Origin of the sequence: Pseudarthrobacter sp. TAF60_1, from assembly GCF_052113505.1 — a bacterium.
Classification (GTDB): domain Bacteria; phylum Actinomycetota; class Actinomycetes; order Actinomycetales; family Micrococcaceae; genus Arthrobacter.
Genome location: NZ_JBFRDI010000006.1, coordinates 1 through 24238 on the forward strand (window position 1 = coordinate 1; position 24238 = coordinate 24238).

The window sequence follows — 24238 nt, forward strand, 5'->3', positions numbered from 1 at the left end:
TCCTCATCATCATCTGGCACCTGCTCCAAGACCCGGACGCCCGGTTCCGAGACCTAGGCGCGGACCACTTCAGCCGCCGCACCGACCCCGAGAGCAGAAAACGAGGCCACATCCGCCAGCTCGAAGCCCTCGGCTACACCGTCACCCTGRCACCCGCAGCCTGACCCCGTCTTCATACCCACACCAACACCCGGCAGACCATCACGGGGTGAACCAGTGCGCACCGACCGCGGTCACGTCCCCTCCATTTTCGGACTAGTGAGAGAGCGTCCGGGTGCCCGCGTCACAAGTGGGGCGGCGGGGGCGCACGCTCTAATGTGGGCAGCATGACTGAGACCGCGGCAAATTCCGTCACCCTGCGCTTCCTGGCCGCCCCTACTGACGTGGGCCACAGCGGTTCAGTGGATGCCGGCACCGTCCTGGAGTGGGTGGACAAGGCCGCCTACGCCGCCGCGGTGGGGTGGGCGAAGTCCTACTGCGTCACCGCCTACGTGGGTAACATCCACTTCGCAGACCCGGTAAACAGCGGCGACATGGTGGAGGTGGAGGCCACCATCGTGTACACCGGCCGCTCCTCGATGCATATCCGGACAGTGGTCTCATCGGGCGATCCCAAGGGCGGGCCGGCCACGATGCGCAGCCAGTGCATGGTGATCTTCGTGGCGGTGGGCAGCGACGGCAAACCCATCCCCGTGAAGCAGTTCGAACCTGTCACCCCGGCAGAGATCGAAGAGCGCGATCACGCCCTGGCGCGGATCAAGATCCGTGAACAGATTGTCGAAGCAATGAACGCCCAGGAATATACCGACGCCGGAACGGCCGAACGTGTGACGCTGCGGTTCATGGCGGCCCCCACAGATGTGAACTGGGGAGGCAAGGTCCACGGCGGCATCGTGATGAAGTGAATCGACGAAGCGGCCTATGTCTGCGCGTCCCGCTACTGCGGCATGGACACCGTGGCGGTCTTCTCCGGCGGCGTCCGCTTCTACCGGCCGCTGCTGACCGGTCACATCGTGGAAGTCGAAGCCCGGCTGGTCTACACCGGGACCAAAGGCATGCACATCGCCGTACATGTCCGCTCGGGCGATCCGAAGGGCGCCGAGCTCAACCTCACCACATATTGCCTCACCGTGATGGTGGCGCGCGACGCCGACGGCAACTCGGTGCCCGTCCCCGCCTGGGTGCCGGTAACGGAAGAGGACAAACGCCTGCACGCCCATGCCCGCGAACTGCTCGAGATCCGCGGGACGGCGCCAGGGAACCGGCTGCCCAACCACCTGCTGCAGCAGCAGGGTTCAGGCGCCGGTTCCGGGCAGAACCAGGCCTAGAAGCCGCCTCCGCCGGCGTCGGCCGCCATGTTGGCAAAGCGCGAATAGTGGCCCTGGAAGGCAACCACAATGTCCTTGGTGGGGCCGTTACGGTGCTTGGCGATCAGGATGTCCGCCTCGCCTGCACGCGGCGATTCCTTGTCATAGACGTCTTCGCGGTGCAGAAGGATGACCATGTCGGCGTCCTGCTCGATGGAGCCTGATTCACGCAGGTCCGAGACCATGGGCCGCTTGTCCTGGCGCTGCTCCGAGCCGCGGTTGAGCTGGGAGAGGGCAATGACCGGCACCTGGAGCTCCTTGGCCAGGAGCTTGAGAGCACGGGAGAACTCAGAGACTTCCTGCTGGCGTGATTCCACCTTCTTACCCGAGCTCATGAGCTGCAGGTAGTCCAGGATCACCAGTTTGAGGTCATGCTGCTGCTTGAGGCGCCGGCACTTCGCCCTGATTTCCATCAGCGACATGTTGGGGCTGTCGTCAATGAAGAGCGGGGCATCATTCATCCGGCCCATGGTGGTGGCGATCTTGGACCATTGCTCGTCTTTGATGGTGCCCTTGCGGAGGTCCTGCAGGCCGATGGTCGCTTCCGCGGAAAGAAGACGCATGGCGATCTCATTCCGGCCCATTTCGAGCGAGAACATCACGGTTGCCAGGTTGTTCTTGATGGCCGCTGACCGGGCGAAGTCCAGTGCGAACGTGGACTTGCCAACGGCGGGGCGGGCGGCGATGACGATCATCTGGCCCGGGTGCAGGCCGTGGGTGAGCTCGTCCAGCTCATAAAAGCCCGTGGGCACCCCCGTCATTCCTTCGCCGCGGTGTCCGGAGGCCTCGATCTCGTCAACCGTGGATTCCATGACGTCCTTGAGGACAACGTAGTCCTCGGCGGTGCGGCGCTCAGCGACAGCATAGACCTCGGCCTGGGCCTGATTGACCAGATCCTCCACCTCGCCGTCGGAACCGTAGCCCAGCTGAACGATCTTGGTGCCGGCATTGACCAACCGGCGCAGGACAGCGCGCTCGGCCACGATCTCGGCGTAGTATCCGGCGTTGGCGGCCGTCGGTACGGTCTGAATGAGTTCGTGCAGGTAGGCGGGTCCGCCGATCCTGTTGATCTCGGCGCGCTTGGTCAGTTCGTCCGAGACAGTCACCGCATCGGCAGGCTCACCCCGGCCGTAGAGGTCAATGATCGCTTCATAAATGGTCTCGTGCGCGGGCCGGTAGAAGTCCTGGCCGCGGAGGATTTCCACAACGTCAGCAATGGCGTCCTTGGAGAGCATCATGCCGCCAAGCACGGACTGTTCTGCCGGTATGTCCTGGGGAGGCTTTCGGCTCGTTTCCGATCCGCGAGTACCCTCGATGGAATCCAGGTGCGTTACTGACAAAGCTGCCGTCCTCCGTTGTGTGCCGCAATGCGCGGCACGTAAGCCATTTTTCCTGCCGGGAGCCGAGCTGCTGAACCTCAACAGGACGGCGTACCTTCAGGTTTACCAGCGGCCACTGACAAACATAGACCGCGCCGCTCCCAGTGGAGTCCCCGCAGGGCGCGCAGGAGTTATCCCCACAATCCACAGGTTATCCACAGACGATTAAGCCCCACGAGGGTTGCCCGCGGCGGGTGGCGCCACCGCTGGCGGCGCGTTCGATCACTCCCAAATACAGGTATCCCGCAACGGTAGCCGCCAGCGCTCCAGCCTCCAAGCCAGCCCCCGCTCCCGCCTGTGGATAACCTGTGCAGTACGAGGCATAGCTTGTGCACAGTCTGTGCATGAACCTGTGGATACAAAAAAACTTTGCCCCTTGATCCGCCTCTGACCTGCGGAAACGCTTGCGGGCGGATGTGGACGAAATATTCTTTTGCGAAACGTTCATCCACAGCTTGGGGTTCGGCGCGGTTGAAACTGGGAGTGTTTTGTGGGTTGGTTCGCTGCCATTCATGCTGCGCTGGTGATGAAAAATACACTGACTCCAATTCTTGACCACCGGAGCCGACCTGCTGTATGCAGCTGACGGAATGTGCTGTGGATAACGGTCATCTGGCATAAGCTCTAAACATGGGCGACATACTGATGGTGTTACTGCCGGCCGGGATCCTGGTGGCAGTTCTATGGACGCTCACAACGGCACTGAGGCCGCGGGACACCGGGACCTCCGAAGCCGAAAAGTATCAGCAGGACCTCGCCAGGCGCTCGGCTGCCCACTACGCTGAGCAGGTGCGGTTGGCAACTGCCGTGCGCGCCCGGCTCGAAGCGAATACCCGCCCAAGTCAAAACGAACAGCAGCAGTCGCAGCAGGCGGATCACGCCCGCGCCGCCCTGGCGCACTCCGGGCCAGGCGCCGGAGCGAACGGCCATTCTCTGCCTGGCGGACTGTTCGATCCGCAGCTTGTCATGCAGCTCCAGACGATGGCCCGGGACGGGCACAGGATCCAGGCCATCAAGCTACTGCGCCAAGCAACCCACACCGACCTGGCCACCGCCAAGAAGTACATAGATCGGCTTTAGAAATGGAATCGCTCGTGATCCCCGTAATCATCCTCGCGGTCGTGGCCGCAGGCGTTGCGCTGGCAGCCCGCGCAATTGGCAAGAGGCAGGCATCCGCCAGGGAGGCCCGGATGGTCCCGGTACCGGATGCGTCCGAGGTGGCCCGCGTGGCCGCCGGGAAGCTTAACGAAGAGCAGCACCAGAAGCTGTATGCACTGATTGCACAGGGGCAGGCCATGGCGGCCATCAAGTTCTACTACGAGTCCACAGGGGATGGCTTGCGGGCCTCCCGGGACGCCGTAGGGGCCCTGGCCGCCCACCCACAGCCCTACCGCGGCCCGCAGGCGCAGGCGGCCGACCTTGAGGCCGAGGACGACACCCCCCAGCGGTTCGCCTACCGCTACCGCGCCATTGCGAGCAAGGGCGACGTCACGCGGGAGGTCAGCAGCAACATGCTCAACGATGAAATCTACGGGCGGATCCGCACGCTGGCGCGCAGTGGCGACGTCGAGGGCGCGGCGACGGCGCTTACCAAGCACTCCGATATTTCCATGAAGCAGGCCCGCGAGTTCATCGCCCTCCTGGACGACTAGGCGACGAACAGGTAGCGACTCTTCGTTTTCCCGGGGCGGTTGGTAGTTCGGCAGTCACGAAATCGAGCGCCAAGGGACAGGTGCTACCTTCCGCCGGAGATGCCTGCGAGCAGCTGCTCAAACGGCAGGGACTCCGCCACGGCAGGCTTCCGGCCCGGCTGCGCACCCTTCAGCAGGGCGGCGAACTCTGAGGCCGCCCGCTGCACCCGATCGGAGAGGGGCGACGCGCCGTCGTCGGCGTTTCCCCAATCCTGCGGTCCGGCGAAAACCGCAGTGGCGGCCATCCGGGTACGCAGGTACGTGAACAGCGGACGCATGGCATAGTCCAGCACCATCTGATGGCGGTCAGTGCCGCCGGTGGCGCCCAGCAGGACAGCTTTGCCTTCCAGGGACTTGGGGTCCAGGACGTCGATGAAGGATTTGAACAGGCCGCTGTAGGACGCGCTGAACACGGGACTCACGGCGATGACGCCGTCAGAGGCCTCCACGCCGGCGATGACCTCGGCAAGACGGGGAGCCGCGTAGCCGGTGACGAAGTTGTTGGCGATGTCCACCGCGAGGTCGCGAAGCTCAACGACGTCCACCGTCACCGGGTAGCCGGCGTCCGTCAGCTCGCGCTCCGCGCCGGCGGCGAGCTGGTCAGCGAGCAGCCGGCTCGAGGACGGCACACCCAAGCCGGCGGACAATACAGTGATGCGGCGGGTTTCCACCATGGACTCCTCAGGTTCGATTCAAACTAGGCTACATGTGTATGCATGTATCTGGGTAACCGGAGGCGACCCGCGTTTATTCCACCCGGGCTACAGCAGTACCGCTCCACTGATGCGCGCGGTGGAACTGCCGCCCACCCAGATGTCGCTGTCCATGGCGTCCACATAAATCCGTCCCGCCCGGCCCAGTGCCGTACCCTGCGCGGCCACGTACGACGACGGCGCGCGGCCACTGCCGATGAGCCATTGTGCGGCACCGGCGTTGAAGCTGCCCGTGACGGGATCTTCAGTTGCTGCCTCGCCAGGAATGAAGGTTCGCACCTCGAAGTCCGCTGCGGCGTCCGCCGCATGGGGGCCGATCACACCGACATTCAGGTCACCCAGTGCCGTGAAGTCCGGCCTGATGGCCAGTACCTCCCCGGCGGACGCCAGCAGCACGCCGATCCATTCGGGGCCGTTGACCAGCCAGGAGCCGTCCAGCAGCGCCTGGCGGGGCAGGCGAAGTCCGTCCGCGATCTGGGCCATGTCCGCTTCGGCCACCGCTTCGAACCGCGTCAGCGGCGGCGCAGCGAACGCCAACCGTCCGCCGTCGCGCTTCACACGCACCAGGCCGGCCGCGCATTCCTGAACCAGCACGCCGTCCTGCTTCGGGACGCCGCCGGCGTCCAGCCAGGCCTGCGCCGATCCCAGCGTGGGATGGCCCGCAAAAGGAAACTCCTCGCTGCCAGTGAAGATCCGGACCCGGTAGTCCGCATCCGGGTGCGTGGGCGGAAGCAGGAACGTGGTCTCTGAGAGGTTGGTCCAGTTGGCGAACTGCTGCATCTGCGCTGTGGTGAGGTCCGCCCCTTCGACAACTACCGCCAGCGGATTGCCCCGGTACGGTTCGTCCGAGAACACGTCCAGTTGGGTGAACGGACGACGACGGGGCGCTGGGGACGGGTTCTGGCTCACCGCCGCAGGCTATCACCCGGCGGAGCGAAGGCACAGAAAACCCCCGCTGCCAGTGAAGGCAACGGGGGTTTCTCGCAGTTCAGGAACGCGTAGCCGGAAAGACTACTTGCCGCTGACTACGTCGAGTTCGATCACAGCAGCAACGTCGTCGTGCAGACGGACGTTGGCCTGGTAGGAACCAACCGACTTGATGTGTGCCGGCAGTTCAACCTTGCGCTTGTCGATTTTGCCAAGGCCAGCGGCCTCAACAGCGTCGGCGACGTCGGCCTGCTTGACGGTGCCGAACAGGCGTCCGGTCTCGCCAGCCTTGACGACGAGCTTGACCGGCTTCGAGGAGAGTGCAGCGGCCTGCTTCTGAGCATCTTCCAGGGAAGCGTGCTCGCGGGCGGCGCGGGCAGCCTTGATGGACTCAACCTGCTTCTCGCCACCCTTCGACCAGGTCAGGGCGAAGTTGCGGGGCAGCAGGTAGTTACGGGCGTAACCGTCCTTGACCTCGACAACGTCGCCAGCAGCACCGAGACCGGTTACTTCGTGGGTCAGAATGAGCTTTGCCATGTTAGTTAATCCCTTCCTTAGCCGCGGCCAGCGCCGGAGTAAGGCAGCAGAGCAACTTCGCGGGCGTTCTTGATTGCCTGGGCGATCTTGCGCTGTTCCTGCACCGTGACGCCAGTGACGCGACGGGCGCGGATCTTTCCGCGGTCGGAGATGAACTTGCGCAGCAATGCTACGTCCTTGTAGTCGATGACAGTGATGTCAGCGGCCTTCAAGGGGTTGGACTTTGGTTTGGGCTTACGGAGTTCAGCCTTAGCCATCGTGGAGCTCCTATTCTTTGGAGCCCGTGGACGTTGATCCACGGGATGGTGGTGGTCCGATGGCGGCAGTCACCTGGTGCGTTGCGGCACCCGGGCGTTCCCGGCATCGGGCCTGGAGTTTGGTTTAGAAGGGAGGTTCGGAATCGGGGCCGTTGCCCCAGCCGCCTGCGTTGGAGACACCGGGCGTTGCCCAAGGATCTTCCTGTGCAGCCTGCTGGTTGCCGCCGCCCCAGTTTCCGCCGGAGTTGCCGCCCTGGTTTCCACCAGAGTTGCCGCCTCCGAAGCCACCGCCGCTGTTGCCGCCGCCGAAGCCGCCCTGCGCGCCGTTTCCGGCACCCCCAGCGCCGGAGCGCTGGGTTCGGTTGACCTTGGCGTTGGCGTAGCGCAGGCTCGGGCCGATTTCATCGACTTCGAGCTCGATAACGGTGCGCTTTTCGCCTTCTTTTGTTTCGTAAGAGCGGCTCTTCAAACGGCCGGAAACAATAACGCGCATGCCCTTGGTCAGGGACTCGGCGACGTTCTCGGCTGCTTCACGCCATACCGCAGCGCGGAGGAACAGGGTTTCCCCGTCCTTCCACTCATTGGACTGGCGGTCAAAGGTGCGTGGGGTGGAAGCGATGGTGAAGTTCGCTACTGCCGAACCTGACGGTGTGAACCGCAATTCCGGGTCATTGGTGAGATTACCGATGACCGTAATGGTGGTCTCGCCTGCCATCTACTGCCTCCTTGTTCGATCCTGGATGAAGAGTTCGATCTTGCGGGGTGAAGAATGAAAATCGGAGCTGAAATTACTCAGCAACAACCTTCTGCTCTTCGGGGCGGGTGATCTTGGTGCGCATGATGGTCTCGTTAAGAGACAGCTGGCGGTCAAGTTCCTTGGCGGTTTCCGGCTTGGCGGTGAAGTTCACCACGGCGTAGATACCTTCAGACTTCTTCTTGATTTCGTAAGCCAGACGGCGACGGCCCCAGATGTCAACCTTTTCGATGGTTCCACCATCGGTCGTGATGACGTTCAGGAACTTCTGAAGCGACGGCTCAACGGTACGCTCTTCGACCTCGGGGTCGATGATTACCATCAATTCGTAAGGACGCATATGTGAACCCACCTCCTTTGGGCTAAGCGGTTACGGCATTTCCGTAACAGGAGGTTCATTTGCGATGCCATGCGAGCCCCGCCAACGGAACGGAGGCAGGGCGCAGCACAGACTTCAATATCTTAGTGCATTTGGACCGGATAGGCGATTCGCGCTTGACTCTAGGCTAGGCGCCGCAGTTCCTGCGCGGAAGCCGGACCGCGGCTATGTGGAAAACCCTGACGGTGGGACGAGTCCAGCGCTCCAATAAAGAAGGCCGCAAGCTTCGCCGGCCCAGCCCCGTGCCCTGCCTCCGTACACTGGTTCCAAGTAGGTGCCATAGAGGCTGAAAAGCGAGTACCGGGAGGGCTCGATTTCGCTGGTGCAGGGCAGGCATCGCCGCTATATTTGCACCCATCGGCTGGGTACCGTACTGGACGTGGTGAAGCGCGGACAGGGAGTTGGCCCGCACGGTCATGCAGATGGCTGTATGGGCCTCGTTGTATATGAACTGGCACGCTACACGACCGGGTCTCCTTCATCGAAGAACGGGGACCGCATGGCCTTAATTGGACGGACCAGCGAGTTGGACCGGATCCGGTCAGTGATCCGGGCGTCCAAGGAGTCTGCCCTGTCGATTGTCGGCCGGCGGGGATTGGGCAAGTCCGCGCTGCTGTCCGAGATCCCGCGTCTGTCCGACTACCGTACCTTTTTCCTGCGGGCAACCTCAGCGGAGTCGGGCTGGCCATTTTCCGGCCTCACGGCGCTCCTCAACGGCATCGACGATCCCGTGCTGAGCCGGTTCGCAGACCAACTTCTGCGGGCCTCCACGGCCGAAATGGATGTCCCCACCGTTTCCACCATGCTCCTCAACGGACTCCACCAGCGCTCATCAGCGAGGACCGTCATTGTGGTCGATGATGCTGACCAACTGGATTCGAGCACCCAGGCCGTCCTCGGGTTCCTCTCGCGCCGCCTGGCCGGAACAGACGTTGCACTGTTCACCAGCTGGCGCGAACAAACCCCGGAAAGCCCGTTCCACGGAAACCCGGTCCTGCGTCTGCAGGCACTTGACTATAAGGACACCGTCCGCGTTCTCGAGTCGATTCCGGCCAGGCAGACCGCGACTGCGGCGATCCATGCAGTAGCCGCGGCCACCCAGGGAAACCCGCTCGCCGCTGTCGAGCTTTACGCCCGCATTCTGGAATGGCAGTCGGAAGGAAAGCACGCCCTTCCCGTTCCACTGGCCTGCAGAGGCAGGTTTGACTCAGAGTTCGCCGCGGCAGTGGGATCGCTGGGTCCGGCCGCCCGGCAGGTACTGAACCTCATGTCCCTCTCCTACCGAAGCGACCTCGCCACCTTGGAAAAAGTGTGCGGCGAGCTCTGGGCAGGTCTGGATGAGCTCCTTGAAAATGGCCTGGCCAGCCGTTCCGGTCCCCACGTGCGGATCCTGGACCAGCTGCTGCGGGGCTACGTTTTCGCCACCATGCCGCCCGCCGTCCGGACCGACAGCCACCGCGAACTCGCGGATGCGGCAAGTGCCGACGACCCGTGCGCGCAGCGGTGGCACCAGAGCTTCTGCGCGCCGGAGCGCCAGACGCCCTTAGACCTCCTCCGGTTCGCAATTGACCTGATCCGCGGCGGGGAGGTCCTCTTTGCCGTGGAATACATCGAGCGTGCGCTCACCATCAGTCCCCGCGAGGCGGAGACGGCGGCGCGGCTGGCCACTGTGGCAGAGCTCTTGTTTAGCAGGGGGGAGTTCGTCTATGCGAGGCGCTACCTGGAATGGGCGCAGCGGGTGACCTGCAACCCGGCCCTGGTTCTGCAGCTGGCCGGGCTCGCCGTCGAACTCCACTTCATCCAGGGCACCGCCGTCCGATCCGGCATGGTACTGCGCCTGGTAATCGAGTTCGGGCAGCACGACCCCGCCTATGCGGCCAGGCTGCTGGCTGCCGGTTCGCTGTATTACGCCGAGCGGTGGGAACTGGACGACGCCCTCACCCTGCTGCGGCAGGTGCAGGACTTCCGGGACGCCGCCTCCAGCGACTGCCTTGCCGTCGCCGAATCCGCAGCCCGACTCATCGACGCGATCAAGGGCCACACGGCGCATCTTCCAGGGCGGCGGGAGGCCACCGGCGCCAGGCTGGCCACCGTACTGCTGGAGGGCCGTGCGTTGAGCTACGCCGGGCACCACGGTGCGGCCCAGGAGGCGTACGCGATTGTGCGGAACTCTTCTGAAGCCGGCGACTTCAATTGGCGGCAAACCGCCGAGTACCTTGCCGTGGACAACGAGATCCGCGCCGGAAACATCCGCAAAGCCGTCCTGCTTATTGACCGCTTAGAGCACACCGACCCTGAATCGAAATATCACCGCGGGATGCGGCACATTTTCCAGGTTTGGCGGGCCGAATCCCTGGGCGATGAGGCCTTTGCCCGGACGCTGGTTGCCGAGGCCCGGCATTTCGCCGGCGAGGACAGCCACCCGGCCTTCACGGCGCAGTTGGCGGCCTGGCAGGGGCAGTTCGAGTTGATGCGCGGCAATCTGGCCGCGGCCCTCGCCCAGTTGTCGCGAGCCGCCGAGATCGGAATGGGCTTCGCCAACCCCACGCTGCTCCGCTGCGAAGCAGACCTGGTGGAGGTCCTGGTCCGGCTGGGACGGCACAGCAAAGCCATCCAGACCTTCTCGCGGTTGGAGAGTCGTACGATGGGGCTGCGATCACCCTGGCTCGTGACAGCTGTAGCGCGGAGCCGTGCCATGCTTGCCGACGGTGAGGAATCGCTACGGCTGTTCAGCCTCGCACTGGAGGGCAGGAACGCCCAGGAGTCACTCCTTGAACGAGGCAGGACCCTTCTCTGCTACGCAGAACGGCTCGGCGCCCTGGGGCGGCTCCGCGAAGCCCGGGAAGGCCTACTGAGCGCGAAGGTCCTGTTCGACGAAATCGGGGCCGACGCCTGGACACAGCACGTCGATTTCCTCCTCCTTGACGATCGGATCCGGCCCGCCCGCGTGCCTGCAAACCCGGCCATACTGATGCTCACCGACCACGAACGTACGCTGGCCCAGATGGTGGCCCGCGGCATGCGGAACAAAGAAATTGCCAGCACCCTCTTCGTCTCGGTCCGCACCGTTGAAGTACGCCTCACCAGCATCTACCGGAAGCTTGGCGTGGAGTCCCGGGCGCAGCTGACCGCCCTGGCAGCCGGAAAGCCGGTTGCCACCCGGGAACCCTACGTCCTGCCCTTGCTATGACAGTCAATGAAGCTCCGCAATCTCCACACCCGTACGTCAACATAGCCCGGGATTTACCAGTAAGAAGCACCAGTTGATGACTAGCTTTAAGCCCACCAGGATGCCGAGACAAGGAAAGTTGGTGCCCCATGACGGCGGAAATCGTCCTTGCCCGGGTCAGCCTCACGAAGCCGTGGCTCGGTGCTGAGGAAACCGAGGCACTGGCGGAGGTGGTCGCCTCCGGCCTGATAGGGCAAGGACCCAAGGTCAAGGAGTTCGAGGCCGGATTCAGTGCCAGGCAGGAGGTGCGCCATGCCATCGCCACATCCAGCTGCACCGCTGCCCTGCACCTTGCTCTGGTTGCTGCCGGCATCGGTCCCGGCGACGACGTAGTCGTTCCGTCGCTGTCCCACATAGCCACCGCAAACTCGGTGACATACGTGGGTGCACGACCGGTGTTTTGCGACGTTGACCCGGCCACCGGTGACATCACGGCCGAGACCATCCGCGCGGCGCTGACCCTGGATACCCGCGCCGTCATCGTCGTTGACCATTGCGGGATGCCGGTGGACCTGGATCCCATACGGGAGCTCTGCGACCGCCACGAGATCACGGTAATCGAGGACGCAGGATCCGCTGTAGGCTCCCTTTACAAGGGCCGGCCGGTAGGCACAGACGCGGACATGACGGTGTGGTCTTTCCACTCTGACAAAGTCGTTACAACGGGCGAAGGCGGGATGCTCACCATCCACCGGGCTGATTGGGCGGCGCGGGCCCGGACGCTCCGGGAGCATTCCAGGGGCCCTTCCCCGACCGATGGGCAGGGGTCAGTGCAGCCCCGCCAGGACGTCTCTCTCGAGATCGGGTTCAACTACTGCATGACGGACCTGCAGGCTGCGGTAGGGACCGTCCAACTGGGGCGGCTTGCGCAGGTGGTCGCGCGGCGCCGGGAAATTGCCGGAATGTATGTTGCCGGGCTGGCAGGCCTGAAGGGACTGCGTTTGGTTGTGGATCCGCCGTACGGCACCACGAACTTCCAGTCCTTCTGGGTTGAGGTCCAACCCTGTTTCGCCACCAGCCGCGAAGGGCTGCTCTCCCGTCTCGCCGACGCCGGCATCTCGGCCACCTGCGGCACCATGGCGACTCACCGGCAACCGGCTTACCGTTGGCGCGAGACAGGACACGCTCGGCTACAGCACACCGACCGTCTTACTGACAGCTCCCTCATTCTGCCCCTGTTCCACGAGCTAGATACGGTAAGCATTCACCGCATTATCAACACGATCCAGACCGCCGGCGGTGGGAGTGCCCCGTGAGTGAGGTGATCCTGATTGCCGCCACCGGCCTGGCCCGCGAGGTTCTGGCGATGGTGCGAAGCAGCGGCCAGTACGACGTCCTGGGTGTGCTTGATGAAGCCAAGGAGATGGCGGGGGCCACCATTGAAGGCGCAGGCGGTCCTCGGTACAATCGACGACGCACCGAGTTACACGCACGCGTTTTTCCTGGTCTGCTTAGAGCTGGGGAGGTCGCGGGAGGCTGTGGTGGGACGGCTTAGTGCCATGGGTCTGCACGAGTCTCGCTACGCCACGGCAATCGACCCGTCCGTGCAGTACCCGGAGGGGTGCCGTATCGGCCGGGGCAGCATCCTGCTGCGCAACGTCACGCTGACAGCCTCCGTCACCCTGGGCTCGCATGTGGTGGCAATGCCGTCGGTGACGTTCACGCACGACGACGACGTGGCGGACTTCGCGACGTTCGCCGCCGGAGCGTCCATGGGCGGAGGCGTCCGGATAGGCCGGGCGGCCTACCTCGGGATGAATTCCAGCGTAAGGGGACGGACGTCGGTGGGAGCGTATGCCACGGTGGGGATGGGAGCCGCCGTTTTCAGCAACGTGCCCGACGGCGAAACCTGGGTGGGCGTCCCCGCCCGCGAAATAGATCACGATGGGATCCACTTCAGTCGAGGGCACGGACATTGACGCTCGGGAGCGGCCAAAACTACTAGCTTCGAGTTCTAAACCGCAGTCCGGAAGAACAGCTCCGTGACAACAGCCAGCCGGTGCGGGTCCGCCACGCCGCACAGCTCCCGCGCGGAGTGCATGGAGAGCAGCGGCACCCCGACGTCGACCGTCCGGATTCCCAGGCGCGTGGCGGTCAGAGGCCCAATCGTCGAACCGCACGGCATCACGTTGTTGGACACAAATTCCTGGTACGGCACCTTCGCCTCACCGCAAAGCCCCGCCCACAGCGCCGCACCGGCCGCGTCCGTAGCGTAGCGTTGGTTGGCGTTGATTTTCAGCAGCGGGCCGCCGTTCAGTACCGGGTGGTTGGCCGGATCATGCCGTTCGGGATAGTTGGGGTGCACGGCGTGGCCGGCGTCCGCGGACACGCAGAACGACGCGGACAGCGCCTGCCGCCGCTGGCTCACCGTGGCGCCGAGGCCGTCGGAAATCCGTACCAGCACGTCCTCGAGGATGGGCCCACAGGCCCCGGACCGCGAGTTGGAGCCGATTTCCTCGTGGTCGAAGGCCGCCAGGACAGCAATAGGCCCACCCGCAGACGGAGAAGAAGCGTGCGCGATCAGCGCCGCCAACCCGGCATGCGTCGCGGAAAGGTTGTCCAGCCGCCCGGACGCGAAGAACTCACTGTTGGCCCCGAATACCGCAGGTGCCTGCGTGTCCGCTATGACGACGTCGTACCCGCCGATCTCAGCCGCATCAACCGAAGCGCCCGCCACATGGGACGCCAGAACACCCAGCAGGTCGAAATCGGAAGGATTCCCCAGCCCCCAGACGGGATTCATGTGCCGCTGCTTGTCCAGCGTCAGCCCGTCGTTCACCGCACGGTCCAGGTGGATGGCCAGCTGCGGGAAGCGGAGCAGCGGGCCGGTGGCTGTGAGGTGCTGGGTTCCGTCCAGCATGACCAGCCGCCCCGCCAGCCGCAGCTCACGGTCCAGCCAGGAGTTCAGGAGCGGGCCGCCGTACACTTCCACGCCGGCCTGCAGCCAGCCGAACGCACCCGTGGTGGGCTTGGGCTTCAGCTTGAAGGACGGCGAATCCGTGTGCGCACCCAGGATATTGAAACCGGTGGTGGGTCCCGCGCTCTCCGGCACCACCCAGGCGATCAGTGCGCCGTCGCGGATGAGGTAGAACGAACCCGCGCCGCCGGTCCAGGGCTCCCGCTCGTCCAGGCCGTTAAACCCTGCCTCGTCCAGCCGGCGTGCGGCCTCGTGGACGGCGTGAAAGCTCGACGGCGATGCGCTGACATACGCGCCGAGGTCCTGGATATGGTCTGCGGCTGCGGAAGGTAAAGGCATGGTTCCGAGTCTAACGCCGCGCCCGCGGGCGAACCCCGTGCCCGCACGCCTACAAAGTGACGTTCAGGCCAGCCGTGTAGCCCGTGGCCGCTGAGCCGGTCATGGTTGCCAGCTGATAGATGGCACCGTCGTCCCGGAAGACGTTGTCATTCTGCAGGGTGGTCCGTTTCATGTTCGCCACGCTGGACTCGTAGCCCGGCGTGGCGTAGGCGTCGTCGCAGGCAGCCTTGGTCAGCGCGATCTGGGAGACCGCCAGCACCTGTCCAGCAGCCGTCGCATTGCTCATGGATTCGAAGACCTCAAAGTGGATGTGCGGCCACCGTCCGGAATAGGCGCCGGGGAAGATGGAGGTGAATGTGACCTGGCCGTTCGCGTCTGCTTCCTGGACGCCGCGGAGGTAGTTCTCTTTGGCCAGGCCCGAATCGTAGAGCGAATACCTGCCCTCGCGGTCGCAGTGCCAGGCATAGACGGCCGCACCGACCAAGGGAACGCAGCCGTTGGCGTTGTCCAGCAGCGTGATCGTGAACGTGAGCGGCACACCCTCTGCCTTCGCGCTGCCGGATCCGAAGCTGACGGTGATGTCCTGCCGCACCACGCCCGACGCAGCCAGGACGTTAGGCCCGTTCGAACCGTCACCCGGGAACGGACCCGCCGTTTCCTTGGGAATCTCCACGCCGCACTCAGCGATCGCCCGGGTGAGCGTCGGGGAAGCGGAGGGCGACGCCGTCGCGCTCGCCGCAACAGAAGCCGCGGCACTTTGGGTGGCGGTCGACGTCGACGTGCCGGCTATGGTGCCCGACCCGCCACTGCCCGATCCGCCCGGGGTGCACGCCGCCAAGGCCGCTGCCGCACCTCCGGCGCCGAAGAACATGCCAAGGGAGCGGCGGCTCATAAGGGTGGAAAGATCGAACTCGAGTCCGCGGTCGTGGTTGGGATGGGGAACGTGATTGCTCATGCCTCCATCCAACCCGCCGCGCCTGTCGCCTGCATAGGGTGAGGCTGTGCCGCAACTGTGCGTCAGGCTTCCGCGCCCACGTCAGTAATCAGGGTTACTGGGAACCACCAGGCCGGTTTCGTACGCATAGACCACGGCCTGGACCCTGTCGCGCAGGTGAAGCTTGGTGAGAATCCGGCGGATATGGGTCTTCACGGTGGCTTCGGACAGGAAGTACCGGTGCGCGATCTCGGCGTTGGACAAGCCCTCGGCCATGGCTTCGAGCATCTCGGTTTCGCGCGGTGTCAGGTCCTCAAGCAGCGGATCGCGCTGGGTCGAGGCGGCCGGCCGGGCAGCACCGCGGACATACGTTTCGAGGAGCCGCTGGGTAACCCGCGGCGCCACCACGGCATCGCCGCTGGCCACCACCCGGACGGCCTGAATAAGTTCCGACGGCGCCACGTCCTTGAGCAGGAACGCGGACGCCCCGGCCTGGAGGCCTGCGAACGCGTATTCATCCACATCGAAGGTGGTGAGGATGATGACACGCGCAGTGGCCCCGGCGGCGGTGATGGCACGCGTTGCCTCGATGCCGTCCAGCACGGGCATCCGGACGTCCATCAGCACCACGTCGGGCTTCAACTCCCGAACCTGCCTCACCGCTTCGGCGCCGTCGGACGCTTCTCCCACAATCCTGAGGTCGTCCTCACCCTCCAGGATCAGGCGGAACCCCATCCTCAACAGCGGCTGGTCATCCACCAGCAGGACGGTGATCGGTGGTGTCTGAGTCATGCTCTGCCTTGCAGTTGGGGAACGGGGTCAGGATCGGGAAGGTCATCATCGGGCCAGCTCAGGACTGCCCGCACCCGCCAACCACGGGCTGTGGGGCCCGCTTCCACGGTGCCGCCATAGATCCGGGCACGTTCGGCCATCCCCAGGAGGCCCTGTCCCGACCCCAGCACCTGCGCGGGTCCAGGTGCGCCGGGATCAGCCGAAGCCTGGCCGGGAAATTCCTTCCCGTCGTCGAGTACTTCAATGGTGACGATGGAGCCGGAGCGGAGAATGCTCACATCCACCCGGCGGTGGCCGCGGCTGTAACGGAGGACGTTGGTGAGTGATTCCTGCACGATCCGGTAGACGGTCAGCTGGAAGGACGGATCCCGGGGGAGCGACGGTCCGCTATGCGAATAATGCAACGGCAGGCCGGCTGTTCGGAACCCTTCCAACAGCGTGGCGAGGCCTTCGCCGGATTCGAGGGGTGCCCGCGGTGCGAGGGCGCCGTTGTGATCCCTGAGCACACCCAGGACGCGGCGCATGTCCGCCAGCGCAGTCCGGCCCGTGCGCGATACCTCGCCCAGCACCTCGGCCGCACGTTCGGGACTCTTCCTGGCCACAACTGCGGCACCGTCGGACAGACTGATCATGACCGTCAAGGAGTGGGCTACGACGTCGTGCATTTCCCGGGCGATCCGGGTCCGTTCGTTGACGGAGGCCAGGCTGGCCGTGCGCGATGCCCACGCGGCAACCTCCTGCTCGTGTTCGCGGCGTTGCCGCACCGAAATACCGATTTGGGTGGCGATGACGTTGGACAAGGCGATGGTGGCGCCGGTGGCGATGCTCGTCAGGAGGTGGAAGTCCTCGGGATTGCCCGCCGTGTGGACGAGGGAATTCTTCATGGGACCCACCGCGGCCAGAAGATACAACAGGGCCAGCGGGGCAGTGGCCGCGGCCATGGCCACCAGGGCGAACCGGCGCGTGTGCACCACCGCTACGGCATACAGCGAGAACCACAGCCCGGCAGAGACGTTGGAGCCCCACGGGTGGAGAAGGGTGACGGCCACTTCCATCACCGCAACGAACGCTGCCAATGCCACCGGGTATGCGCGTCGAAGGAAGAGCGCACATGCCACGGCAGCAAGGAGCGCCGCCGCGAGCCACGAGCCCTGCGGGACGGCATCCACCATGGTGGGGGCAACCAGCACCGTGTAGGCGCCCACTACCACCGCGTCCATGATGCGCGGGTGCTGGTAAAGGTACCGCCGGAGCCGGCCGCGGCGCTTGGCCGTGATTTCGGCAAAGGACGCCTGGGCCTGTCCGGCCGAAGCGTCCTTCACCTGTACTGCTTCATTCATGCTGTGAGCCTAGCCTCGGCTCAGACGTCGCGTTTTTTGAGGACGACGGCGGCGAGCACTACCGGGATAACCACCCAGGCGCCGAGGACAAGTGCGGCCTGCCAGACTTCAAGGGTGTCCGGCAAGTGGTTCACTGCCGTCATCGGCTCCACAGTGTTACCCGGAAGGTACTTGCGGGCCTGTACGAAGAAATCGCCCGGGATCAGCTGGAAAGCGATGGGAGCCACGAAGAACAGGCCCACGAGGCTCATGATGCCACCCGCCGAATTCCTCAGCAGGGAGCCCAGGGCCATGCCAATGGCGGCGACGGCCGCCACGTAGACGCTGTTGACCAGGAGCATCTTCACCGACTGCGAGCTGGCGAGGTCCAAATCAAGGTTGTAGTTGTCCAGGATCGGCACGGCCACGAGGCCTGCGATGAACACGGAGACGCCGGTAACAATGAACGCCGTCACCATCACCACCAGCAGCTTGGCTACAAAAGCCGGCGTCCGTCTGGGTACGGCTGCGAACGTTGAGCGGGCCATTCCTGTGGTGAACTCCGAGCTCATCAGCAGCACGCCGAGGGAGCCCAGGATGAGCTGCGCGAAGGCAATGCCTGACGTGGGCACACCAATGGCAAGGTTGCCGCCCTGAGCGGCGAACGCGGCTGCAGCCTCGGGGTCCTTGAGGGCTTGCTCGGCGAAGGAGCCCGTGCCCCAGGCGGAAAGCGCGCCGAAGCCCACCACCACCAAGGCTGTGCAGGCGAGGAGGATCAGCGTGGAGAGAAGCGTGCGGAACTTGATGAACTCCGAGTTGAGCACACGGGGAAACGACGGTCCCGGGCCGGTGCTGGTGGCATCACCGGAGAGGGGCCCGGCGGGTGCCGCGCCGGCGTGCGCGCCACGGCGGGACGGGTTGGGGTCGAGGGTGGTTGAGCTCATGGCTTAGTTGCCTCCGGACTGGGCGGGAGCCTCGGCGGCGCCTGCGGTAATCAGCGAGTGGTATTCGACCTCGTCCTTGGTCAGCTCCATGTAAGCCTCCTCGAGGCTTGCCTGCAGCGGAGTGAGTTCGTAGATCATCGTGTGGCTGTCGAGGGCGGCCCGGGCGATCTGGCGCGGGTCAAGGCCACTGACCTCAAGCAGCTCGTTGTCCTGCAGCTCCACGGAGACGCCGTTCCCGGCCAGCAGCCGCATGAGCTGATCCGGCTGGTCGGTGCGGACCCGGGTGCGTGCGCTGCCCTTGCCGTTGATGATGTCCTTGATGGGAGCATCGGCGATGATCCTGCCGCGGCCGATGACGATCAGGTGGTCCGCGGTGAGTGCCATCTCGCTCATGAGGTGGCTCGAGAGGAACACTGTGCGCCCCTCGGACGCCAGGTACTTGACCAGGTTGCGGACCCAGACAACACCTTCGGGGTCCAGGCCGTTGACCGGTTCGTCCAGGATGATGGTCTGCGGGTTGCCGAGCAGCGCAGCGGCAATGCCCAGCCGCTGTCCCATGCCGAGCGAAAAGCCGCCCACCTTCTTCTTGGCCACTTCGCCCAGGCCAGTCATTTCAATGACTTCGTGGACGCGCTTCTTCGGAATGCTGTGCGTGGCGGCCATGGCCCGGAGGTGGTTGTAGGCGGAGCGGCTGGTGTGGACGGCCTTGGCATCCAGCAGCGCGCCGACGTCCCGCAGCGGGGCGTGGTGCCGATCGAACGGTGCACCGTTGACGGTGACGGTGCCCGACGTCGGCCGGTCCAGGCCCATGATCATGCGCATGGTGGTGGATTTGCCGGCGCCGTTGGGACCGAGGAATCCGGTGACCCGGCCGGCCTCCACAGTGAAGTTGACTCCGGCGACGGCGGTCTTCTCGCCGTAAACCTTTGTCAGGCCTTGTGCCTCAATCATGGACGGGTTCCTTAGAACGGCAGCCTGGCGGCCGCGGACGTTTGGTGTGCACTGTCCACGCTACCCACGCCCCCGGCCCGTTTCGCCTGTCTCAGGGATGATTCAGGGTCGAATCAGGGTAATCCCGACGGATGATCAGGGCCGTTTCACACCGGAGTGGGCAGGGTCACCGCCGGGGCGAGTAGTACGTCAGCGCCCGGGGCTCAACCCGGAACCGGGCACTGCGAACGCCTGCCAGCGCTTCACCGTCCACTGCCAGTGCCATGGGCGAACCCGCCGACTCGATGAGGACCTCCGTGGCCTCTCTCAGGTGCGTGATCCTGGAGGTTGCCACTGTGCCGGTCAGCACGGCCCACAGGAGCCGCAACCTGGCGAAGTGTTCGTCGGCGGTGATCATGCGGACGTCCAGGACGCCGTCGTCCAGCACGGGCCGGACCAGGGGCGCGTGGTCCCGGGGATAGTAACGGCCGCGCCCAAGGTAGGCGATCCAGACCTTGTGGCGCACGCCGTCCACCGTCAGGGTGGTGGGCGTTCCCACCGCGAACGTCCGGAACATGGCCACCACTCCGGCCAGCGGTTTGCCGAGGGCAGGCTGCAGGTGTTCGCGGCGCCGCACCAGGTTGGGGTAGAGTCCCACGCTGGCGGTGTTCACCATGATGAGTTCGGCCGTTTCCGGGTTTCCTGCCAGCCCGCGTTCGACTGTCACCATTCCCACGTCCGACTGTGCGGCCTCACCCTTCGTCGCCGCCGCGACGGCCTCCTTCAGGCTTCCGGTGCCTGTGTCGCGGGCAAAGTGGTTCAACGTGCCGCCAGGCAGCACCAGCAACGGAAGGGAATGCTCGACGGCGGCCGCGGCCGCTGCGCCTACAGTACCGTCACCACCCCACACACCGAGGGCCACGGTGCCTGGGCGCTCGGCAGTGGCCCGAATCGCGTCGACAAGGTTTTCATCGGGATCCACTGTTTTTACATACGCCTCAGGGAATACTTCCTGTAGGGCGGCGGCGGTTTCTTCCTTGTAGGACCCACCCAGAGTGTTCACCACGATGCTGAGGCCGGCGCCACCGGGCAGTTCAGGAGCATCTGTCTCGGCTCGAGCGACCTCTGGAAACGGGGGCCGGACGGGCCACCACTTGCGGGTGATCAAGGCCGCCGCCGCACCGATGGCCGAACCGAAAACCACATCCGAAGGCCAGTGGGCCCCGGTATGGACGCGTGAATAGGCAACCCCCACCGCCGCCGGCGCCAGCGCTGCGCCGAGGGCCGGACGGACCAGCCCTGTGCCTACAGCGAAGGCGATGGCGGACGCGGAGTGCCCGGACGGCATGGAGGAGCTGGTGGGCTGCGGATGCACAAACCGGAACACCGGCAGGTGCTCCGGCAAGGGCCGCGCTCGGGGCAGCAGGGTTTTGAAGACGGCGTTGGTCACCGCTGATGCCACGGCCTGGGCAATCAACCCGTGCACAGCAGCCCGGCGCGTCTTTCCCGGGAACAGTGCCATGATCGCGGCGGCTCCCATCCAGAGCTTGCCGTTATCGGCGGAGGCGGAGAGCCGGCGGAAGAACGTGTCGTAGGTCCCCCCGGGGAACGACGAAACCCTCCGGACGAGATACCGGTCAAGACGGCTGAGCCGCCCCGGTCCCGGGCGCCATTTGGTGTGCATGTCCCTACCCTAATCCCGGGCCGGACTGAGCTCGGGGACCAAGGGCTTTGCGGCTCCGGCGAGGACCAGGGCCACCATGATGGGCACGAGGATGGCAAGCAGGGCAAGGTGGATTCCGGTGAGGTCACCCAGGTACCCCAGCAGGGGTGGGCCGGCCAGGAATGCAACATAGCCCACCGTGGATACGACTGACACCCTCGCGGCGGCGTGCTTTGGATCGTCAGCGGCGGCGGACATTCCCATCGGGAAGGCCAGGGCCGCACCGACGCCCCAGAGGGCGGCACCAAAGCCGGCCAGCCACACGTTCCCGGCGAGCACAAACAAGCCAAGTCCTGCAGCTGCGGCGCCCATGCTGGCACGGAGCACGGCGACGCGGCCGTAAGCGTCAATCACGCGGCCGCCGAAGAAACGCATGGCTGTCATCGCCAGGACAAACAAGGCAAACATCAGCGCACCGGTTGATTCTGACGTGCCCAGACCGTCCACCGTGGCCTTGGCGATCCAGTCGTTTCCGGCACCCTCGGTGAGGGTGGCCCCGAGGACCACCACGCCGATCAGCAGGGTTCGGCTGTCGCGCCAGGGGGACGGGCCCTTCACGGCCTGCGGTTCACCATCGAGGGGAGCCGCATGGGCTTCGTGGGGGAGGAAATAGCGGGGGGTGACCAGTGCCACCACCACCACAACCGTTGCGATGACCAGCAGGTGTTCGGGCAGACCGATGCCGAGGGTCGACAACCCTGCACCGATCAGGGCGCCAAGAAACGCTCCACCGCTGAAGGCGGCGTGGAACTGGGGCATGATGGTCCGCCGCAGTTTGTGCTCAACGTCCGCCCCCTCGATGTTCTGGGATACGTCCCACAGCCCGATGCCGATACCGAAGAAGAACAGGGAAACGGCAGTACCCGCCACCGATTCGGCCGACAGGGAGAGTGCAATCCCGACACCAGCCAGTGCTGCCAGGACCCCGGCGGAGCGCACGGTGTTGGCCGTGCCGATCCTCCCAACCACCAGCCCCGCCGTCGGGAGCGCCAGCAGCGAACCGACGGCCGTGCACAGCAGCAGGGTGCCCATCTGCCCGGACGTGAGGTGCAGCGTCTCGGTGACCGCGGGAATCCGTGCCGCCCAGCTGGCAAAAACAAAGCCGTTGACGCCGAAGACCACAAAAGTAGCGGCCGCCGCTGCCTTGAGGGAGGGGCCGGCCGAGGTACGGGAGATGTCGGTCTTCATGCTGGAAGACTAGCAACCGCAGCCGCTTCTCCGTGCGCGGGCCAATGCCAAGCGCGCCCTTGGCCGGACGCTCTCTCACTTAATGGGCTTAAACGACCGATGCTCTCTCACTTTCTTTAGGAAAGTGAGAGAGCAGCATCCGGAAGAACCCCACATTAAGTGAGAGAGCGTCCGGGGTCAAAGGGTCAGAGGGTCCGGGGTTAGCGGGCGCGCTCGACGCGCTTTTCGTCCCAGACGGGTTCGGCGGATTCGTAGACCTTGCCGTCGGAGCCGAACACCAGGAAGCGGTCGAAGGTGCGGGCGAACCAGCGGTCGTGGGTCACGGCAAGGACGGTCCCCTCGAAGTGGTCGATCGCCTTCTCCAGTGCCTCGGCCGAGTGCAGGTCCAGGTTGTCCGTGGGTTCGTCCAGCAGCAGGAGCGTGGCACCGGAGAGCTGGAGGAGCAGGATCTGGAACCGCGCCTGCTGCCCACCGGACAGCGACTCGTACTTCTGCTCTGACTGCCCGGCCAGGCCGTAACCGTCCAACGCCCCGGCGGCCGCCTCGCGGCCCAGCCCGGAGCGGTGTTCGTCGCCGCGGTGCAGGATTTCCAGCAGGGTCTTGCCGAGCAGGTCGGGCCTGACGTGGGTCTGGGCGAAGAACCCGGGCCGGATGCGGGCGCCAAGTTTTACGGTGCCCTCGTGCGGGACTTCGGCGATGTCGACGTCGGACACCGGCAGGTGCTCCCGCTCAGGGTCGGTCCCGCCGGTGGCGAGCAGCCGCAGGAAGTGGCTCTTGCCGGACCCGTTTGAGCCCAGCACGCCAACGCGGTCGCCGAACCAGACCTCGGTGGAGAACGGCTTCATCAGTCCGGTGAGTTCAAGCTGTTCCGCCACGATGGCCCGTTTGGCGGTCCGCCCGCCCTTGAGCCGCATCTGCACGTTCTGTTCGATGGGCAGAGCCTCGGGCGGACCCACCTCCAGGAATTTGGCGAGCCGGGTCTGCGCTGCGTGGTACCGGTTGGCCATGTCGGAGCGGAAGGCAGCCTTGTTTTTGTACATATTGACGAGTTCCTTGAGCTTCACGTGCTCCTCGTCCCAGCGTTTGCGCAGCTCCTCGAAGCGCGCGTTCCGGTCGGCGCGGGCGTCCACGTAGGAGCCGAAGCCGCCGCCGTGCACCCACGCACCGGCACCGTTGATGCCCGGTTCGAGGGTCACGATGCGTCCGGCGGCGTTGTTGAGGAGTTCGCGGTCGTGGCTGATGAAGAAGACTGTCTTCTTGGACTCGTTCAGCTTGTCCTCAAGCCAGCGCTTGCCGGGCACGTCGAGGTAGTTGTCCGGTTCGTCCAGGAGCAGGAGTTCGTCGGGGCCGGCGAACAGTGCCTCGAGGACCAGGCGTTTCTGCTCACCGCCGGAAAGGCTCGACGCCGGGCGATGCTGTGCGCGGTCAAAGGGCAGTCCCAGCGCGGCCATGCAGACCTCGTCCCAGACGGTCTCCACGTCGTAGCCGCCGGCATCTCCCCAATCCACGATGGCCTGGGCGTAACGCATCTGGGAGGGCTCGTCGTCGTGCTCCAGCATGGCGAGTTCGGCCTCGTCCACCTCGCGGGCGGCGGCGGCCAGGGCAGGCGGCGCGGCGGAGACCAGCAGGTCCCGGACCGTGGAATCGTCCCGGACCTGGCCGACGAACTGGCGCATGATGCCCATGTTTCCGGAGCGTCCAATGACCCCTTCGTCCGGAACAAGGTCGCCGGAGATGATGCGGAACAGCGTGGTCTTGCCCGTGCCGTTAGGTCCGATCAGGGCGGTTTTGGTGCCGTCCGGGACCTTGAAGGTCACGCCGTTCAGGAGCTGGGTGCCGTCGGAAAGGAAGTAGTCGATGCCGGAAACGTCAATATGAGCCACGCCATCAATCTTCCCATGCCTGCCCGGGCGGCCCGG

At 65.1% G+C, this 24238-nt stretch carries 20 protein-coding genes and 2 pseudogenes; 6 read left to right on the forward strand and 16 right to left on the reverse strand.

All coding sequences use genetic code 11. From position 1 onward, the window contains the following. Window positions 1–326: 326 nt before the first annotated feature. Window positions 327–1328: pseudogene (locus AB4Y73_RS08475) on the forward strand (acyl-CoA thioesterase). Here the strand turns inward: AB4Y73_RS08475 and dnaB are convergent. Next, window positions 1325–2707, reverse strand: coding sequence for a replicative DNA helicase (gene dnaB, locus AB4Y73_RS08480; protein ID WP_255769369.1), 1383 nt, complete (start codon window positions 2705–2707; stop codon window positions 1325–1327). The pseudogene AB4Y73_RS08475 and the gene dnaB overlap by 4 nt on opposite strands. A 669-nt stretch (window positions 2708–3376) precedes the next feature. On the opposite strand from dnaB, the gene AB4Y73_RS08485 reads away from it, so the two are divergent. Next, on the forward strand, window positions 3377–3826 hold the full coding sequence (locus AB4Y73_RS08485; protein ID WP_441870894.1) for a hypothetical protein: 450 nt from the start codon (window positions 3377–3379) through the stop codon (window positions 3824–3826). Window positions 3827–3828: 2 nt separating this feature from the next. Next, window positions 3829–4398, forward strand: a complete 570-nt coding sequence (locus AB4Y73_RS08490; protein ID WP_441870897.1) for a hypothetical protein — start codon at window positions 3829–3831, stop codon at window positions 4396–4398. Window positions 4399–4481: 83 nt separating this feature from the next. On the opposite strand, the gene AB4Y73_RS08495 is transcribed toward AB4Y73_RS08490, so the two are convergent. The 6 genes from AB4Y73_RS08495 to rpsF form a co-directional block, all read right to left on the reverse strand. After that, window positions 4482–5108, reverse strand: a complete 627-nt coding sequence (locus AB4Y73_RS08495; protein WP_441871185.1) for an FMN reductase — start codon at window positions 5106–5108, stop codon at window positions 4482–4484. Between the two features lie 90 nt (window positions 5109–5198). Further along, window positions 5199–6059: a PhzF family phenazine biosynthesis protein gene (locus tag AB4Y73_RS08500; protein ID WP_441870900.1), complete on the reverse strand. Its 861-nt coding sequence runs from the start codon at window positions 6057–6059 to the stop codon at window positions 5199–5201. 102 nt (window positions 6060–6161) lie between these two features. Further along, window positions 6162–6614: a 50S ribosomal protein L9 gene (rplI, locus tag AB4Y73_RS08505; RefSeq protein WP_441870903.1), complete on the reverse strand. Its 453-nt coding sequence runs from the start codon at window positions 6612–6614 to the stop codon at window positions 6162–6164. Between the two features lie 17 nt (window positions 6615–6631). After that, on the reverse strand, window positions 6632–6871 hold the full coding sequence (gene rpsR / locus AB4Y73_RS08510; protein WP_003800144.1) for a 30S ribosomal protein S18: 240 nt from the start codon (window positions 6869–6871) through the stop codon (window positions 6632–6634). 124 nt (window positions 6872–6995) lie between these two features. Continuing rightward, on the reverse strand, window positions 6996–7586 hold the full coding sequence (locus AB4Y73_RS08515; RefSeq protein WP_441870906.1) for a single-stranded DNA-binding protein: 591 nt from the start codon (window positions 7584–7586) through the stop codon (window positions 6996–6998). A 73-nt stretch (window positions 7587–7659) separates the two neighbouring features. Then, window positions 7660–7965 (reverse strand): 30S ribosomal protein S6, encoded by a 306-nt coding sequence (gene rpsF / locus AB4Y73_RS08520; RefSeq protein WP_078107099.1) that lies wholly within the window; start codon window positions 7963–7965, stop codon window positions 7660–7662. A 538-nt stretch (window positions 7966–8503) separates the two neighbouring features. Here rpsF and AB4Y73_RS08525 point away from each other — a divergent pair. From AB4Y73_RS08525 to AB4Y73_RS08535, 3 genes and pseudogenes are all read left to right on the forward strand, one after another. Continuing rightward, entirely contained in the window at window positions 8504–11194 is a 2691-nt protein-coding gene (locus AB4Y73_RS08525) for a LuxR C-terminal-related transcriptional regulator (RefSeq protein ID WP_441870909.1), read from the forward strand. Between the two features lie 128 nt (window positions 11195–11322). Beyond that, window positions 11323–12489: a DegT/DnrJ/EryC1/StrS family aminotransferase gene (locus tag AB4Y73_RS08530; RefSeq protein WP_441870912.1), complete on the forward strand. Its 1167-nt coding sequence runs from the start codon at window positions 11323–11325 to the stop codon at window positions 12487–12489. After that, a pseudogene (locus AB4Y73_RS08535) lies at window positions 12486–13152 on the forward strand (acetyltransferase). The gene AB4Y73_RS08530 and the pseudogene AB4Y73_RS08535 overlap by 4 nt, the downstream one beginning before the upstream one ends. Before the next feature lie 35 nt (window positions 13153–13187). On the opposite strand, the gene AB4Y73_RS08540 reads toward AB4Y73_RS08535, so the two are convergent. From AB4Y73_RS08540 to AB4Y73_RS08580, 9 genes are all read right to left on the reverse strand, one after another. Then, entirely contained in the window at window positions 13188–14489 is a 1302-nt protein-coding gene (locus tag AB4Y73_RS08540; RefSeq protein ID WP_441870915.1) for a M18 family aminopeptidase, read from the reverse strand. A 49-nt stretch (window positions 14490–14538) separates the two neighbouring features. Then, a complete protein-coding gene (locus tag AB4Y73_RS08545; protein WP_441870918.1) occupies window positions 14539–15444 on the reverse strand; it encodes an intradiol ring-cleavage dioxygenase in 906 nt (301 codons plus the stop codon). Window positions 15445–15525: 81 nt separating this feature from the next. After that, the gene (locus AB4Y73_RS08550; RefSeq protein ID WP_441870921.1) at window positions 15526–16215 is read right to left on the reverse strand and encodes a response regulator; all 690 of its coding nucleotides are present in this window, start codon (window positions 16213–16215) and stop codon (window positions 15526–15528) included. Further along, the gene (locus tag AB4Y73_RS08555) at window positions 16212–17555 is read right to left on the reverse strand and encodes a sensor histidine kinase (RefSeq protein ID WP_441870924.1); all 1344 of its coding nucleotides are present in this window, start codon (window positions 17553–17555) and stop codon (window positions 16212–16214) included. The genes AB4Y73_RS08550 and AB4Y73_RS08555 overlap by 4 nt, the downstream gene beginning before the upstream one ends. 20 nt (window positions 17556–17575) lie before the next feature. Beyond that, complete coding sequence (locus AB4Y73_RS08560; RefSeq protein WP_441870927.1) at window positions 17576–18478, reverse strand: ABC transporter permease; 903 nt, start codon at window positions 18476–18478, stop codon at window positions 17576–17578. 3 nt (window positions 18479–18481) lie between these two features. Continuing rightward, on the reverse strand, window positions 18482–19429 hold the full coding sequence (locus AB4Y73_RS08565) for an ABC transporter ATP-binding protein (protein WP_441870930.1): 948 nt from the start codon (window positions 19427–19429) through the stop codon (window positions 18482–18484). A gap of 166 nt (window positions 19430–19595) precedes the next feature. Continuing rightward, on the reverse strand, window positions 19596–21092 hold the full coding sequence (locus AB4Y73_RS08570; protein WP_441870933.1) for a bifunctional phosphatase PAP2/diacylglycerol kinase family protein: 1497 nt from the start codon (window positions 21090–21092) through the stop codon (window positions 19596–19598). A gap of 9 nt (window positions 21093–21101) precedes the next feature. Beyond that, window positions 21102–22319, reverse strand: coding sequence for an MFS transporter (locus AB4Y73_RS08575; protein WP_441870936.1), 1218 nt, complete (start codon window positions 22317–22319; stop codon window positions 21102–21104). A 200-nt stretch (window positions 22320–22519) separates the two neighbouring features. Beyond that, on the reverse strand, window positions 22520–24202 hold the full coding sequence (locus AB4Y73_RS08580) for an ABC-F family ATP-binding cassette domain-containing protein (protein ID WP_441870939.1): 1683 nt from the start codon (window positions 24200–24202) through the stop codon (window positions 22520–22522). Window positions 24203–24238: the final 36 nt, after the last annotated feature.